At 64.6% G+C, this 15088-nt stretch carries 13 protein-coding genes; 12 read left to right on the top strand and 1 reads right to left on the bottom strand.

The genetic code is table 11. The features are described 5' to 3' along the window. Positions 1 to 11: 11 nt before the first annotated feature. The 10 genes from B7X65_RS11955 (at position 12) to B7X65_RS11910 (ending at position 12178) form a co-directional block, all read left to right on the top strand. Complete coding sequence (locus B7X65_RS11955) at positions 12 to 1127, top strand: response regulator (protein ID WP_293594525.1); 1116 nt, start codon at positions 12 to 14, stop codon at positions 1125 to 1127. A gap of 450 nt (positions 1128 to 1577) precedes the next feature. Next, entirely contained in the window at positions 1578 to 4010 is a 2433-nt protein-coding gene (nirB, locus tag B7X65_RS11950; RefSeq protein ID WP_293594524.1) for a nitrite reductase large subunit NirB, read from the top strand. Positions 4011 to 4039: 29 nt separating this feature from the next. Then, positions 4040 to 4822: a type IV pili methyl-accepting chemotaxis transducer N-terminal domain-containing protein gene (locus B7X65_RS11945; protein WP_293594523.1), complete on the top strand. Its 783-nt coding sequence runs from the start codon at positions 4040 to 4042 to the stop codon at positions 4820 to 4822. A 16-nt stretch (positions 4823 to 4838) separates the two neighbouring features. Beyond that, positions 4839 to 5261, top strand: coding sequence for a nitrite reductase small subunit NirD (gene nirD / locus B7X65_RS11940; RefSeq protein ID WP_293594522.1), 423 nt, complete (start codon positions 4839 to 4841; stop codon positions 5259 to 5261). After that, positions 5261 to 8146 (top strand): nitrate reductase, encoded by a 2886-nt coding sequence (locus B7X65_RS11935; protein ID WP_293594521.1) that lies wholly within the window; start codon positions 5261 to 5263, stop codon positions 8144 to 8146. Before nirD ends, B7X65_RS11935 begins: the two co-directional genes overlap by 1 nt. A 56-nt stretch (positions 8147 to 8202) precedes the next feature. Then, positions 8203 to 9108 carry a DNA-binding protein YbiB gene (ybiB, locus tag B7X65_RS11930; RefSeq protein ID WP_293594520.1) on the top strand — a complete coding sequence of 302 codons (906 nt, stop codon included), beginning with the start codon at positions 8203 to 8205 and terminating at the stop codon, positions 9106 to 9108. After that, positions 9105 to 9911 carry a uroporphyrinogen-III C-methyltransferase gene (gene cobA / locus B7X65_RS11925; protein WP_293594519.1) on the top strand — a complete coding sequence of 269 codons (807 nt, stop codon included), beginning with the start codon at positions 9105 to 9107 and terminating at the stop codon, positions 9909 to 9911. The genes ybiB and cobA overlap by 4 nt, the downstream gene beginning before the upstream one ends. A 109-nt stretch (positions 9912 to 10020) precedes the next feature. Further along, on the top strand, positions 10021 to 11274 hold the full coding sequence (locus B7X65_RS11920) for an NAD(P)/FAD-dependent oxidoreductase (RefSeq protein ID WP_293594518.1): 1254 nt from the start codon (positions 10021 to 10023) through the stop codon (positions 11272 to 11274). Positions 11275 to 11415: 141 nt separating this feature from the next. Continuing rightward, positions 11416 to 11628 (top strand): 30S ribosomal protein S21, encoded by a 213-nt coding sequence (rpsU, locus tag B7X65_RS11915; RefSeq protein ID WP_007872347.1) that lies wholly within the window; start codon positions 11416 to 11418, stop codon positions 11626 to 11628. A gap of 103 nt (positions 11629 to 11731) precedes the next feature. Continuing rightward, positions 11732 to 12178 carry a GatB/YqeY domain-containing protein gene (locus tag B7X65_RS11910; RefSeq protein WP_096666012.1) on the top strand — a complete coding sequence of 149 codons (447 nt, stop codon included), beginning with the start codon at positions 11732 to 11734 and terminating at the stop codon, positions 12176 to 12178. Positions 12179 to 12306: 128 nt separating this feature from the next. Here the strand turns inward: B7X65_RS11910 and pmbA are convergent, their stop codons facing one another. Next, complete coding sequence (gene pmbA / locus B7X65_RS11905; protein WP_293594517.1) at positions 12307 to 13719, bottom strand: metalloprotease PmbA; 1413 nt, start codon at positions 13717 to 13719, stop codon at positions 12307 to 12309. A 25-nt stretch (positions 13720 to 13744) separates the two neighbouring features. On the opposite strand from pmbA, the gene yjgA reads away from it, so the two are divergent. Both yjgA and mog read left to right on the top strand, forming a co-directional pair. After that, positions 13745 to 14332, top strand: a complete 588-nt coding sequence (gene yjgA / locus B7X65_RS11900) for a ribosome biogenesis factor YjgA (RefSeq protein WP_293594516.1) — start codon at positions 13745 to 13747, stop codon at positions 14330 to 14332. Positions 14333 to 14334: 2 nt separating this feature from the next. Continuing rightward, the gene (gene mog, locus B7X65_RS11895) at positions 14335 to 14925 is read left to right on the top strand and encodes a molybdopterin adenylyltransferase (RefSeq protein ID WP_293594515.1); all 591 of its coding nucleotides are present in this window, start codon (positions 14335 to 14337) and stop codon (positions 14923 to 14925) included. The last annotated feature ends 163 nt before the right edge of the window (positions 14926 to 15088 follow it).

Genomic DNA, 15088 nt, shown 5'->3' with positions numbered 1-15088 from the left:
GGAATAAAGAGATGGCCCTGATTGTGGTCATCGATGACGATGAGGCGATCCGAACCCTGATCGCTGCTGCCTTGCGCTTTGAAGGTTATGAGGTTGCCGAGGCGGACAACGGCGCCGCCGGGCTGGCGCTGGTGCGGGGCAACGCACCCGACCTGGTGGTCAGCGATGTCAACATGCCCGTGATGGACGGTTTTGCCATGCTGCAGGCGCTGCGCAACGACCCCGCCATCCAGGCCACACCCGTCATCCTGCTGACCTCGCTGCAGGAACGCGCCCACGTCCGCACGGGCATGACCAGCGGCGCGGACGACTACCTGACCAAACCCCTGGTTTTCGAGGAACTGCTGGCAGCAACCGCCACCCAGCTCAACAAGCAGCTGATGCGCCAGTCCGTCCAGGAGCAGGCGGTCGGCGCAGCCATCGGGCAGGCCCTGAGGGAACAGGAAAAAAAGCTGGGCAGCCTCTATGAAAAAAGAATGCTGGCTGAACTCGCCGACAAATGGCCCTCGGCGGAAACGTTGGTCGCGGACCACAGGTTTTCCAGCGCCAGCGTTCTCTTTGTCGACGTGGTCAACTTCCCGGCGCTGGCTGAAAAACTCTCGAGCACGGAGCTCAGCGAGGTCGTGCGCGAGTTTTACAAGAATGCGGGCGATACCCTCTATCTTTTCGGCGTCTTCCACATGCAGTTTGTGGGCGAAGGCCTGCTGGCCGTGTTCGTGGACAGCACGGACACCGACACCGTCAACCACGGCCTGCGTGCGACCCGGGCGGCACTGGGCCTGATCGACGCCGCCCAGCGGGTTCAGGGCTTTTTGCTCAGTCATTTTTCCGGGCGCTCGCTGCCGCGTTTTGAAATCAGTGTGGGCCTGAACAGCGGCCCCGTGACGCTGGCCAAACTGGAGGACCCGTTGTGGGGCAACGCCCAGGTTCTGCCGGTCGGCGACAGCGTCAGCACCACCCTGCAACTGCAGAAGCAGGCCACCTCGGCCGGCTGGAAGATTGCGGCGAGCGCCACCTTGCTGCGCGAGGTCGCCGGCGCCGTGAAGACGGGGCGGCGCAAGCGCTTTTCCCTGCCAGGCCGCAGCGGCGCCGTGGACGGCACCGAGGTGCTGGGCATCGCGCTTTAGGCGTCAAGGCCTCTTTCCGGTCTGCTACCCGCGACGGGGGGCACGTCCTGCACCATGACAAGCCCTATGCATGCCCGCCTTTGGTGCAGATAACGAGCCTTCCGGAGCAATGTTGCAACAAGCACTGCGCCAGCCCAGGCATGCCGCGCATGGGCAGAACATGCCAGCCCTCCCGGGCACGCCACGGGCGCGCCATGAGGCTCGCCACTCACGCCGCCTCATGGCACAACTTTTGCGTAAGCCTTCACGGGCGCAACGACGCGCCCACCCGCAACCAGCACACTGCGGGTTCTGCGCATAACGACGTGCGTATTGGTGTACCTCATACCGGCCACAGCCGGGTCCCTGTTTTGCAGGAGAGAACATCATGGTCTTTACCCCCCATTTTTCGCAAGCCGGCACGGCTTTGGCGCTTGCGCCGACGGCACCGGCCCCCACTGGAGTGGCACGATGAAAAAATCAAAACTGGTCATGGTCGGCAACGGCATGGCGGGCGTCCGTACCATCGAGGAACTGCTCAAGGTTGCGCCCGAGCTGTATGACATCACGGTGTTCGGCGCCGAGCCGCACCCCAACTACAACCGCATCCTGCTGTCCCCCGTGCTGGCCGGCGAACAGACCCTTGACGAGATCGTTCTCAACAGCTGGGACTGGTACAAGGACAACCACATCACGCTGCACGCTGGCAAGAAAGTCGTGGAGGTCGACCGCATCCGGCGGGTGGTGCGCGCCGACGACGGCACCGAAGAAGAATACGACCGCCTGCTGATGTGCACCGGCTCCAACCCCTTCATCCTGCCCGTGCCCGGCAAGGACCTGCAGGGCGTGATCGCCTACCGCGACATCGCCGACACCAACGAAATGATCGCAGCGTCGGAAAAGTATAAAAAAGCCGTGGTGATCGGCGGCGGCCTGCTCGGCCTGGAGGCCGCCAACGGCCTGATGCTGCGCGGCATGGACGTCAGCGTGGTGCATGTGATGCCGACGCTGATGGAGCGCCAGCTCGACAGCGTGGCCGGCAAGCTGCTGCAGAAATCGCTGGAAGAACGCGGACTGACCTTCCTGATGGGTGCGCAGACCCAGGAGCTGGTGGGTGGACCGGACGGCCGCGTCACCGCCATCAAATTCAAGGACGGCACGGAAGTGGCCACTGACCTCGTGGTCATGGCGGTCGGCATACGCCCGAACACCCAGCTGGCCGAAACCATGCGCCTGCACTGCAACAAGGGCATTGTGGTCAACGACACCATGCAGACCGTGACCGATGCGCGCATCTACTCGGTCGGTGAATGCGCGGCGCACCGCGGCATTGCCTACGGCCTGGTCGCCCCGCTGTTCGAGCAGGCCAAGGTCGCGGCCAATCACCTGGCGCAGTTCGGCATCGGCCGCTACACCGGCTCGCTGACATCGACCAAACTGAAAGTGACCGGCATCGACCTGTTCTCGGCCGGCGAATTCATGGGCGGCGAAGGCACGGAAGAAATCGTCATGAGCGACCCCTTCGGCGGCGTCTACAAAAAGCTGGTCATCCGGGACGACAAACTCATTGGCGCCTGCCTCTACGGCGACACCGTCGACGGCTCCTACTACTTCAAGTTGCTGCGCGACGGCCGCAGTATCGGCGACATCCGCGACAAGCTGATGTTCGGCGAATCCAACATCGGCGACGCCGGTCACGAAGGCCACAACAAGGCAGCAAGCATGCCCATGGAGGCGGAAGTCTGCGGCTGCAACGGCGTGACCAAGGGCACGATCTGCAAAGCCATCAAGGAAAAAGGCCTGTTCACACTGGACGAAGTGCGAAAACACACCAAGGCCAGCGCGTCCTGCGGCTCCTGCACCGGTCTGGTCGAGCAGATCCTGATGGCCACCGCCGGCGGCGACTACTCGGCCACGCCCAAGCTCAAGGCCATGTGCGGCTGCACCGACCACGGCCATCAGGCGGTGCGTGACGCCATCCGCAACAACAAGCTGATGACGATTGCCGATACCTTCAAGTTCATGGAATGGCGCACGCCCAACGGCTGCGCGTCCTGCCGTCCGGCCATCAACTACTACCTGATCAGCACCTGGCCCAAGGAGGCGAAAGACGATCCGCAAAGCCGCTACATCAACGAGCGCAGCCACGCCAACATCCAGAAAGACGGCACCTACAGCGTGATCCCGCGCATGTGGGGCGGCGAAACCACGGCCAGTGAACTGCGCCGCATCGCCGATGCAGTGGACAAGTACAAGATCCCGACGGTCAAGGTCACGGGCGGCCAGCGCATCGATTTGCTGGGCGTGAAAAAGGAAGACCTGCAAAACATCTGGAAGGACATCGGCATGCCCTCCGGCCACGCCTATGCCAAGGCACTGCGCACGGTGAAAACCTGTGTCGGCAGCGAGTGGTGCCGCATGGGCACGCAGGACAGCACGCAGATGGGCAAGGACCTGGAGCGCGCGATGTGGCGCATGTATGCGCCGCACAAGGTCAAGTTCGCGGTGTCGGGTTGCCCGCGCAACTGCGCCGAATCCGGCATCAAGGACGTCGGCATCATCGGCGTCGATTCCGGCTGGGAGATGTACATCGCCGGCAACGGCGGCATCAAGACCGAGGTGGCGCACTTTTTCACGAAGCTGAAAACCGCCGCCGAGGTGCTGGAATACACCGGCGCCTTCTGCGAGCTGTACCGCCAGGAGGGCTGGTACCTGGAGCGCACGGTGCACTACGTGAACCGCGTCGGCCTCGACTACGTGAAGAAAAAAATCCTGGAGGACCACGAGGGCCGCAAGAAGCTCTGGGAGCAGTTGCAGTTTGCGCTCGACGGTGAACCCGATCCGTGGTTTGAGCTCAAGGAAGCGGCCGTCGACACGCGGCAGTTTTCCGCACTTCCCGCTTGAAACACGCGATGTTCAGGATGACAACACCGATGACCTACCTTCTTCAGCGCCGCGTTTTCTGCGGCATCGCGCTGGCTGCGCTGCTGCCGGCCCACGCACAGGTGGCCGGACTCGGCGACGCCATCAACAAGGCCGGGCGCCAGCGCATGTTGTCGCAGCGCATGGCCAAGGCCTGGTTCGGCATGGGCCAGGGCATCCAGGCAGAGTCGGCACGCCGCGTGCTCGACCAGTCCATGGCCCTGTTCGACCGGCAGCAGGTCGAACTCAAGACCTACGCACCAGCCGGTGAAACCCGCGACACCTATGTGCTGCTGGAATCCGCCTGGTCCGACTACAAAAGCCTGCTGGTCGGTGCCGTACCGTCTCAGGAGAGGGCCAAGTCGGTGCTCGACCAGGCCGGCAAGGTGCTGACCCTGGCGCACAAGGGCACGGGATTGTTCGAGCAGCAGGCCGGCAAGCCCGGTGCCAAGCTGGTCAACGTCGCGGGCCGCCAGCGCATGCTGTCGCAGCGCATGGCGCAGTTCTACCTGGCCAGCAACTGGAACGTGGACAGCGTGGCGAGCCAGCGGGAAATCAGCAAGGCCCGCGAGGAGTTTGTGCCGGCGCTGGAACTGCTGCGCAATGCGCCGGAAGCGACCGCAGAGATAAGGCAGGAGCTGGCCTTGGCCGACCACCAGTGGCTGTTCTTTGACAACGCGCTGAAGGCCCGTGTCAGCGGCGCCAAGGCTGCCAATGACGTCTTCGTGAGCAGCGAAAACCTTCTTCAGGTCATGGACCGCGTCACCGGCATGTATGCCCGCGTGCTCGGTTGAAACAAGGATATTCATCATGAGCGAATGGAAAAAAATCTGCCTGGTCACCGACATTCCGGTGCTGGGCGCTCGCCGCGTGACGCGGGAGCGCGGCATCGACGTCGCAGTTTTCCGCAACGCCGACGACCAGGTGTTTGCGTTGCTGGACCGCTGCCCGCACAAAGGTGGCCCGCTGTCGCAGGGCATCGTGTTCGGCACCAGCGTGGCCTGCCCGCTGCACAACTGGACCATAGCCCTGGCCGACGGCTGCGCCCAGGGCGCCGACGAAGGCTGCACACCGAAATTTTCCTGCAAGGTGGAGGCCGGCCAGGTGCTGCTGGACACTGTCGAGCTGGCCACGCTGGCCCTGGACCTGGTGCCGCCGCGCGCTGGCCCCCGTGCCTCCACAGGCGCACTGGGCGACGAGACCTTTGACGTGCAGGCACCGCACACCGCGTGATGACCCGGGAAACCAAGTCCACCTGCCCGTATTGCGGTGTGGGTTGTGGCGTGTTCATCGAGTCGCAGGGCGACGAAATCACGGGGGTTCGCGGCGACCCGGAACACCCGGCCAATGTCGGGCGGCTGTGCACCAAGGGTGCTACCCTGCACCTGACCGCGTCCCACGCCGTCACGCGCCAGACCCGGCTGCTGCACCCGATGCAACGTGCGCAGCGCGGGGCCGCGCCGCAGCGCATCAGCTGGGACCATGCGCTCGATGTGGCCAGCGAAGGTTTCACCCGAATCATCCGCGAGCACGGGCCGGACGCGGTCGGCTTCTACATCTCCGGCCAGTTGCTGACCGAGGACTACTACGTCTTCAACAAACTCGCCAAGGGCCTGATCGGCACCAACAACGTCGACACCAACTCGCGCCTGTGCATGAGCAGCGCGGTGGCGGGCTACAAACAGACCCTGGGGGCCGACGCACCGCCCAGCTGTTACGACGACGTCAAACACGCGCAGTGCATCTTCATCGTCGGCAGCAACACGGCCTACGCCCACCCCATCCTGTTCCGGCGCATCGAGGACGCCAAGGCCGCCAACCCGGCGATGAAAATCATCTTCTGCGACCCGCGCCGCACCGACACCGCGGGCATCGCCGATCTATACCTGCCGGTGCAGCCCGGCACCGACGTCGCTCTGTTCAACGGCATGCTGCACATCATGCTGTGGGAAGGCTGGGCCCAACCGGCCTGGATCGCAGAACACACCAACGGTTTCGACGCGCTGAAAACCACGGTGCGCGACTACACGCCCGACCTGGTGTCGCAGATCTGCGGGATCACAAAAGACGATTTGTTCACCGCCGCGAAGCTGTTCGCCACCTCGGCCGCCACCCTGAGCCTGTACTGCCAGGGCTTGAACCAGTCGAGCAGCGGCACCGCGAAAAATGCGGCGCTGATCAATTTGCACCTGGCCACCGCGCAGATCGGCAAACCGGGCGCCGGACCTTTCTCGCTGACCGGCCAGCCCAATGCCATGGGCGGACGCGAAGTCGGCGGCCTGGCGAATCTGCTCAGCGCCCACCGTGACCTGGCCAACCCGCAGCACCGCGCCGAGGTTGCCGCGCTCTGGGGCATTCCTTCGGTCCCGGACCAGCCCGGAAAAACCGCCGTGGAGATGTTCCAGGCGGCGGCCGACGGCGAGATCAAGGCCTTGTGGATCGCCTGCACCAACCCGGCGCAGTCCATGCCCGACCAGGCCACCGTGCGCCGCGCGCTGCAGCGCGCCGAACTGGTCGTGGTGCAGGAAGCCTTTGCCACCTCCGCCACCTGCGACTACGCCGACCTGCTGCTGCCGGCCACCACCTGGGGCGAGAAAACCGGCACCGTGACCAACAGCGAACGCCGCATCAGCCGGGTGCGGCCGGCGGTGCCCGTACCCGGCGAAACACGCCACGACTGGTCGATTGCCGTCGCGTTTGCGCAGCGGCTGGAAAAGTTGTTGCCGGTGCAGAAAATCAGCAGCCTGTTCCCCTGGTCCGCCGATACAGAGGCGGCAAGCGTGGAGGCCATCTGGAACGAACACCGCGAATCCACTCGCGGCCGTGACCTCGACATCACTGGCATGAGTTACGCGATGCTCGAAGCCGCACCGCAGCAGTGGCCGCTACCCGAAGGTGAAACCACCGGCAAGGCGCGGCTGTACGAAGACGGCATTTTCCCGACCGACGACGGCAAGGCGCGTTTCGTCAACACGGTCTACAAGCCGGTGGCCGAACCGCGCGAATCCCGTTACCCCTTCTCGCTGACCACCGGCCGCCTGCGCGACCAGTGGCACGGCATGAGCCGCACCGGCACGCTGGGCCGCCTGTTCGGCCATGTGGCCGAGCCGTCCGTCCAGATGAACGCGCAGGACATGGCGCGCCGCCTGCTCAAAGACGGCGACCTGGTGTACGTCACGTCCAGGCGCGGCTCCATCGTGGTGCCGCTGCAGGCTTCACCCGAAGTGGCGGTGAGCCAAGCCTTCATGGCCATGCACTGGGGCAGCGAGTACCTGAGCGGCCTGTCGAGCAGCGGCGAACCGCTGGCCGGCATCAACGCGCTGACCACCTCGGTCTATTGCCCGAGCTCCAAGCAGCCCGAACTCAAACACGCGGCGGTCAAGATCCTCAAGGCCGAACTGCCCTGGTCGCTGCTGGCCATGGCCTGGCTGCCCGATGACGAAGTGCTGGCGGCGCGCGAACAGCTCAAACCACTGATGGCGGCCTTTGCCTTCAGCAGCTGCGTGCCGTTTGCCAACCAGGTGCCGCTGGGCGAAGCGGGCCGGCAGCGCAATGGCGTGCTTTTTCGCGCGGCGGCTTTCGAGGCGCCGCCGGCCGGCGTGCTGGAAAAGATCGAGGGCATTCTCGGTTTGGGCGGGACGGATGTCCTGCGTTATGCCGACAGGAAGAAGGGCCAGCACCGCACCGCACGGCTGGTGCGCCATGGCGAGCAGGCCGAACTGGCGGGCTTCGTGCTGGCCGGCGATGTGAGCGCCCAAGCCTGGATCAAGACCCTGCTGCAGGATGAACTGCCGGCGCAAAGTTATGGCCGCCTGCTGCTGCTGCCGGGCGCGAAGGCCCCGGTGGCCCTGCAGTCGCGCGGCAAACCGGTATGCACCTGTTTCAGCGTCACCGATGCCGAGATCGGGGCCTGCCTGACGGACATCACCCACGCGGTCGGCGGCGCCGGCTACCTGGCCAGCGACGACGAACGGCTGCTGGTGCTGCAGGACAAGCTCAAATGCGGTACCAACTGCGGCTCCTGCGTGCCCGAGATCAAACGCATCATCCGGACCACTGCCCAGGCCCGGGCCGCCACCGGCGGCCGCACCGTGATCCCGATCAAGGTGCTCGCCTGACAAACACCGGCTTAAGCTCATAACGGGAAGTTATCTGCCTTCACCGACAATCACGCATGTCCATCGCTCAGTACATCAAGGTCATAGGCCGCGGCAAAGACGGCGCCAGGCCGCTCACGCGTGAGCAGGCGGCCGATCTGTTCGGCCAGGTGCTGGACGGCACGGTGACCGACCTCGAGGTGGGCGGCTTTTGCCTGGCCATGCGCATCAAGGGCGAAACACCGGAAGAGATGGCCGGTTTCCTGGACGCGACTTACCAACGCATGTTGCGTTTTCCGGCAAGCGACCGGCCCGTCGTGGTGCTGCCGAGCTACAACGGCGCGCGCAAGCTGCCGGTGCTGACGCCGCTGCTGGCGTTGCTGCTGGCGCGCGAAGGCCTGCCGGTGCTGGTGCACGGCACGGCCACCGAATCCAGCCGGGTTTTCACGTCAAATGTGCTTGCAGCCCTTGACATACCTGCGCTGACCGCTATTAAAAAAATAGCAGATGGCGAGGTGGTGTTTGCCCCCACCGAGCTGCTGTGCCCGGGGCTCAAACGCCTGCTCGATGTGCGGCGTGCCGTCGGCCTGCGCAACCCGGCCCACAGCCTGGTCAAGATCATGAACCCCTGCCTGGGCAAGGCGCTGGTGGTCAGCAGCTACACCCATCCCGAATACGCGATCTCCATGGGCCAGACTTTCGAGCTGATCGCGGCCAACGCCCTGCTGCTGCGTGGCACCGAGGGCGAGGTCGTCGCCGATGCTCGCCGCACGCCGCAGATGGAAGCCTTTGTGGGCGGGAAGCGCACCCTGTTGCAGGAAGCGCAGCCGGGCACCCTGGCAAGCGTGCCGGACCTGCCCGCTGCCATCGACAGTGACAGCACCGCCGCCTATATCCGCGCCGTGATGTCGGGCTCCCACGCCGTGCCGGCATCGATAGCGCGGCAGGTGGAACATATCTTGCAACTGACATTGCAACTATGACAAGCAACAACAACAACAAGCTCTCTTCCAACGGCCGGTGCACCCTGGTCGGCGCGGGCCCGGGCGACCCGGAACTGCTCACGCTCAAGGCGCTCAAGGCGATCCAGGCCGCCACCGTGCTGCTGGTCGACGACCTGGTCAGCGACGAGATCGTGGCTTATGCCAGGCCCGGTGCACGCATCGTGCATGTCGGCAAACGCGGCGGCTGCAAATCCACGCCGCAGGAGTTCATCGAAAAACTGATGATCATGGCCGCGCGCGAAGGTGAAAACGTCGTGCGCCTCAAGGGCGGCGACCCCTTCATCTTCGGCCGCGGCGGCGAAGAGGTCGAACACCTGCAGGCCGCCGGCATCGAGGTCCATGTCGTCAACGGCATCACCGCCGGCCTGGCCGCAGTGACTTCGCTGGGTGTGCCGCTCACGCACCGCCAGCATGCACACGGCGTGGTGTTCGTCACCGGCCACGCCAAGCCGGGCGACGAAGGCACGGACTGGCGCGCACTGGCCGACACGGCGTACAAGGCCAAACTCACGCTGGTGATCTACATGGGTGTCAGCGGCGCCGGGCGCATCCAGGACGAACTGCTGACCGGCCTGCCAGCGAGCACGCCGGTGGCCGTGATCCAGAACGCCTCGCTACCAACGCAGCGCCACATCACCACCACGCTGGGCGAAATGTCCTGCGCAATCGCCGAGTCCGGCCTGGCCAGCCCGTCGGTCATCGTCGTCGGCGATGTGATCAGCGGCGTGGCGGCCGCGGGCGAATTTCCGCAGTCCGCTCCGGCACAGTTCCGCGCCGCCTGAGCGCCACGGGCGCCGGGTAGGCCCGGCTACACTCCTGTGTCCCGGTCGGGCCGGACCGCTATATCTTTCATAGCTTCTCGCGCCCGCCCCTATTGGGCTGGAGGCCTGTTTGACCCATAAATTTGACGTGGTGGTGGTGGGCGCTGGCGCCGCCGGGCTGTTCTGCGCCGGCATCGCCGGCCAGCGCGGCCTCAAGGTGCTGCTGGTGGACCACAGCGAGAAGGTCGCGGAGAAAATCCGCATCTCGGGCGGCGGCCGCTGCAACTTCACCAACCGCGACACCACACCGGCGAACTTCCTCAGCGAGAACCCGCACTTCTGCCGTTCGGCGCTGTCGCGCTACACGCCGCAGGACTTCATCGCCCTGCTGCAGCGCCACGGCATCGCCTTCCACGAAAAACACAAGGGCCAGCTGTTTTGCGACCGCTCGGCCGAAGACATCATCCAGATGCTGCTGGCCGAGTGCGACGCCGGCGGCGTCACGCGCTGGCAGCCTTGCAGCATCAAAAGCATCACCGCCCCTGAACAGGCGGGCACAGGCAGCTACAAAATCGAGAGCGACCGGGGCCCCATCGAAGCACCGCAGGTCGTCATCGCCACCGGCGGCCTGTCCATCCCCAAAATCGGGGCCACCGACTTCGGTTACCGAATTGCCAAACAATTCGGCCTGCGTTTGGTAGAACCGCGTGCCGGCTTGGTCCCACTTACTTTTGATGGCGAAGCCTGGGCGCCCTACGCCCAGCTGGCCGGGCTGGCGCTGCCGGTGCAGATCGAAACCGGCGCGGCCGACGCGACCCCGAAACAACGAAAAAAAGCCGTGGTTTTCGCCGAAGACCTGCTGTTCACCCACCGCGGCCTGAGCGGGCCGGCGGTGCTGCAGATCTCCAGCTTCTGGCGCGAGGGCCAGCCGGTGCGCATCAACCTCGCGCCCGGCGTGGACCTGCCCACCCTGCTGCTGCGCGCCAAGGCCAGCTCGAAAAAGCTGATCGCCAATGAGCTGGCGGCGCTGGTGCCCGCCCGCCTGGCCGACGCCTGGGTCAGCCGCGACCCGGCCTGGCAAAAACCCGTCAGCGAGGCCACCGACAAGGCCCTGACGACGCTGGCCGACCGGCTGGCCGACTGGCAGCTGACCCCGACCGGCACCGAAGGCTACAAAAAAGCCGAAGTGACGCTTGGCGGCGTGGACACCCGGGATTTGTCGTCCCAGACCCTGGAATCGAAGCAATCCGGCCTGTATTTCATCGGCGAAGTGGTCGACGTCACCGGCTGGCTCGGTGGTTACAATTTCCAGTGGGCTTGGGCGAGTGCCCACGCCTGCGCGATGGCTCTGGCAGACAATTCGGGGGCGGTGGCAAAAAACTGACCCGTACGGGTGCGCCGCCCATCGGTGTTTCAAGGACTTGCCTTGAAATCCCGCTATAATCTAAGGCTTTGCTAGCAAACCCGCGTCCGGCCTGATTCTGATCAGATCACTAAGGGCGCAAAATTTTGGATCACTTCATCAATGACGACTATTCGTGTAAAAGACAATGAGCCCTTCGACGTGGCTCTGCGCCGTTTCAAGCGCACCATCGAAAAACTCGGTCTGCTGACCGACCTGCGCGCGCGCGAGTTCTACGAAAAGCCCACCGCCGAGCGCAAGCGTAAAAAAGCTGCCGCTGTCAAGCGCAACTACAAACGCATCCGCTCCATGCAGTTGCCCAAGAAGCTGTACTAAGCAGTACACGCCCTCCGGCAAAAAAGCCCGCACGAGGACGCTCTGCGGGCTTTTGTGTTTCTGACGCCTTTTTGACCTTTCAACCCGTTTCGTGGAGACCGCCATGTCCCTCAAAGACCAGATCACCGAAGACATGAAAACCGCCATGCGCGCCAAGGACAGCGAGCGCCTAGGCACCATCCGCCTGCTGCTGGCAGCCCTCAAGCAGAAAGAGGTGGACGAGCGCGTGGTGCTCGACGATGCCGCCGTGGTCGCCATCGTCGACAAGCTGATCAAGCAGCGCAAGGACTCGATCGAGGCCTTCCAGAAAGCCGAGCGCAAGGACCTGGCCGACAAGGAAGCCGCCGAACTGGTGGTGCTGCAGGCCTACCTGCCCGCGCGCCTGAGCGCAGAGGAAGTCGCCGCCGAGGTCAAAGCCATCGTCACTGAACTGGGCGCCAGCGGCCCCGGCGACATGGGCAAGGTCATGGGTGCAGTGAAAGCCAAACTCGCCGGCAAGGCTGACATGGGCCAGGTCTCCGCCGCCGTCAAGGCCGCGTTGGCAGGCTAAGCACAGCGACAGTTCGCGGTAGCCGTCTTCAATCAAGCAGGGGCCGCGGGTCCGGCTCTGCCGGCCCGCAGGCGCAGCGGCCCCCTCGGGGGGCAGGGCGCTACACGCAGTGAGCAACCGTGGGGGCTTTAACTCCCGGCGATCTTCATCCGGTTAATGAGGATGGAGCCCACACTCTTGGCACCGTAGTTGTAGACATCGGCGCCCACCGCCTGGATGCCCATCAGCATGTCCTTGAGGTTGCCGGCAATCGTGATTTCTTCCACCGGAAAGGCAAGCTGCCCTTTCTCGACCCAGAAACCCGAGGCGCCGCGCGAGTAGTCGCCGGTCACGTAGTTCACGCCCTGGCCCATCAGCTCGGTCACGAACAGGCCGGTTCCCAGCTTCTTCAGCATGGCGTCGAGGTCGTCGCCGGCTTTCGTCTGGCGGCTGCTCAGCACCAGGTTGTGTGATCCGCCGGCATTGCCGGTGGTACGCATGCCGAGCTTGCGCGCCGAATACGTGCTTAAAAAGTAGCCGCGCACGATGCCGGCCTCGACCACCTGGCGTGCGCGCGTTTTCACACCTTCTTCGTCAAACGGCGCGCTACCCTTGCCCTTGCGCAGGTGCGGGTCTTCGCTGATGTCGATGTGCGCAGGAAACGCCGGCTTGCCCAGGCTGTTCAGCAAAAACGTGCTTTTGCGGTACAGCGCGCCGCCGCTGACGGCCTGCACAAAACCGCCCAGCAGACCGGCGGCCAGCGGCGACTCGAACAGCACCGGGCACTGCACGGTCTTGATCTTGCGGCTGTTCAGGCGCGCCAGCGCGCGTTCGGCGGCGTAACGGCCCACGGCCTCGGGGCTGGCCAGTTCGCTGGCGTCGCGCATGGAGCTGTACCAGGCATCACGCTGCATCTGGCTGCCCTTGCCCGCGATAGGCGCGACGGAGATGCTGTGGCGCGAGCTGGCATAACCACCGCGGAAACCGCGTGTATGCGCGCTGAAAAAATGGCTTTGCTGGGCCGACACACCCGCGCCTTCGCTATTGGTGATGCGTTTGCTGGTGCCCAGGGCGGCCGCCTCGCATTGCAGGGCCAGTTGCGCCGCGCCTTCCGAGTCGATGGCCCAGGGGTGGAACAGGTCCAGCTCAGGGTGCACACGCGCGATGTCGCGGTCGGCCGGCAGGCCGGAGGTCTTGTCTTCGGCGGTGAAACGCGCGATGTCGTAGGCCGCCTTCACGGTCTGCTCGATCGCTGCCTTTGAAAAATCGCTGGTCGAGGCGTTGCCGCGTTTCTGGCCCACATAGACCGTGATGCCCAGCGACTTGTCGCGGTTGCGCTCGACATTTTCAAGTTCACCCTTGCGCACGCTGACACTCAGGCCGCAGCCTTCGGAAGCTTCGGCGGCGGCATCGGTGGCACCGATTTTCTTGGCGTGCGCGAGGGCGCTGTCCACCAGGTCCTCGAAAAAATCGCGGTGGTAACTGAAGCCCTTTTCCGGTTGGGAAGAAGGCCGGACCGCCTGTTTGGCGCCGGAGGATGTCTTGGAAGTCTTGAGGGTCATATGGGTAGCTATGATACTGACTGCTATGAACAACAAGACTCCCAAGGCTATCAAGGGCTACTGGTCCCACGGCCGCTTCGTGAAACCCGAAGAAATTGCCCTGGAAGAAGTGGGCCCGCCCAGCAAGACCCAGCTCAAGGCCGAAGCCGACGAAAAACAGGCCCTCGGCGAAGCCCTGCTCACCCTGCGCGCCGACCTGATGGCGAGGCTGGACCTGCCCGAAAAACTGCTCGACGCCATCGTCCAGGCCAAAAAAATCACCAATTTCGAGGGCAAACGGCGCCAGATGCAGTTCATCGGCAAGCTGATGCGCCCGCTGGACACCGAGCCGATTCGCGCGGCGATTGACGAGCAGAAAAACGGCTCCGCCCAGCTCACGCTGGCGCTGCACCTGGCCGAGCAGTGGCGCGACAAGCTGATCGCCTCCGACGACGCGCTGGGCGACTGGCTGGCAGAACACCCGGACACCGATTCGCAGCAGCTGCGCGCCCTGGTGCGCCAGGCCCGCAAGGACGCCAAGCCCGAAAAACCGGGCGAAGCGCCTCGCCACGGCAAGTCCTACCGCGAGATCTTCCAGCTGGTGCGGCAGACGCTGGCGCCGGAGGCGCCTTGACCATGGCCCACGATGCAGTGAAGATCGGCATCGTCTCGGTCAGCGACCGGGCGTCCAGCGGCGTCTATGAAGACAAGGGCCTGCCCGCGCTGAAAGAGTGGCTGGGCCGCGCGCTGCACAACCCGATCGAATTTGCGGAGCGCCTGATTCCCGACGAGCAGGCGGGAATCAGCGCCACCCTGATCGAGCTGGTCGATGCCGGCTGCTCGCTGGTGCTGACCACCGGCGGCACCGGCCCGGCGCTGCGCGACGTGACGCCCGAAGCGACGCTGGCAGTCGGCCACAAGGAAATGCCGGGGTTTGGCGAGCAGATGCGCCAGATCAGCCTGAAATTCGTGCCCACCGCCATCCTGTCGCGCCAGGTCGCCGTGATCCGCGGCCAGAGCCTGATCCTGAACCTGCCCGGCCAGCCCAAGGCGATTGCCGAAACACTCGAAGGCCTGAAAAATGCCGACGGCTCGCAGGCAGTCGCCGGTATTTTTGCTGCCGTGCCGTATTGCGTCGACCTGATTGGCGGACCTTACCTGGAAACCGACGAGGCGGTCTGCAAGGCCTTCCGCCCCAAGTCGGCGATTCGGGCGACTTCCGCCTGATTTAGCATCAAATTAGCCTTCAGCTCCCGTCTGGCAGGCGCAGGCAGCTATCAACTTAATAGCACTATTTGCATTGCGCTGCTTCTGCGGCTTGTCCCGGACAGTAGGCGTAACTCCCCACTCCCAACCCCCCGCCCTTCCCTCGCCCCGATGGGCGAGAGAA

Source organism: Polaromonas sp. 39-63-25 (assembly GCF_002278925.1).
Classification (GTDB): domain Bacteria; phylum Pseudomonadota; class Gammaproteobacteria; order Burkholderiales; family Burkholderiaceae_C; genus Polaromonas.
The sequence above is the reverse complement of the archived record's forward strand: the minus strand, read 5'-3'. Positions and strand labels throughout refer to the sequence as shown.

Bases quoted from the DNA above. Each gene is read 5' to 3' on its own strand.
- B7X65_RS11955 (WP_293594525.1), top strand. From the start codon at position 12: ATGGCCCTGATTGTGGTCATCGATGACGATGAGGCGATCCGAACCCTG.
- nirB (WP_293594524.1), top strand. From the start codon at position 1,578: ATGAAAAAATCAAAACTGGTCATGGTCGGCAACGGCATGGCGGGCGTC.
- B7X65_RS11945 (WP_293594523.1), top strand. From the start codon at position 4,040: ATGACCTACCTTCTTCAGCGCCGCGTTTTCTGCGGCATCGCGCTGGCT.
- nirD (WP_293594522.1), top strand. From the start codon at position 4,839: ATGAGCGAATGGAAAAAAATCTGCCTGGTCACCGACATTCCGGTGCTG.
- B7X65_RS11935 (WP_293594521.1), top strand. From the start codon at position 5,261: ATGACCCGGGAAACCAAGTCCACCTGCCCGTATTGCGGTGTGGGTTGT.
- ybiB (WP_293594520.1), top strand. From the start codon at position 8,203: ATGTCCATCGCTCAGTACATCAAGGTCATAGGCCGCGGCAAAGACGGC.
- cobA (WP_293594519.1), top strand. From the start codon at position 9,105: ATGACAAGCAACAACAACAACAAGCTCTCTTCCAACGGCCGGTGCACC.
- rpsU (WP_007872347.1), top strand. From the start codon at position 11,416: ATGACGACTATTCGTGTAAAAGACAATGAGCCCTTCGACGTGGCTCTG.
- B7X65_RS11910 (WP_096666012.1), top strand. From the start codon at position 11,732: ATGTCCCTCAAAGACCAGATCACCGAAGACATGAAAACCGCCATGCGC.
- pmbA (WP_293594517.1), bottom strand. From the start codon at position 13,719: ATGACCCTCAAGACTTCCAAGACATCCTCCGGCGCCAAACAGGCGGTC.
- yjgA (WP_293594516.1), top strand. From the start codon at position 13,745: ATGAACAACAAGACTCCCAAGGCTATCAAGGGCTACTGGTCCCACGGC.
- mog (WP_293594515.1), top strand. From the start codon at position 14,335: ATGGCCCACGATGCAGTGAAGATCGGCATCGTCTCGGTCAGCGACCGG.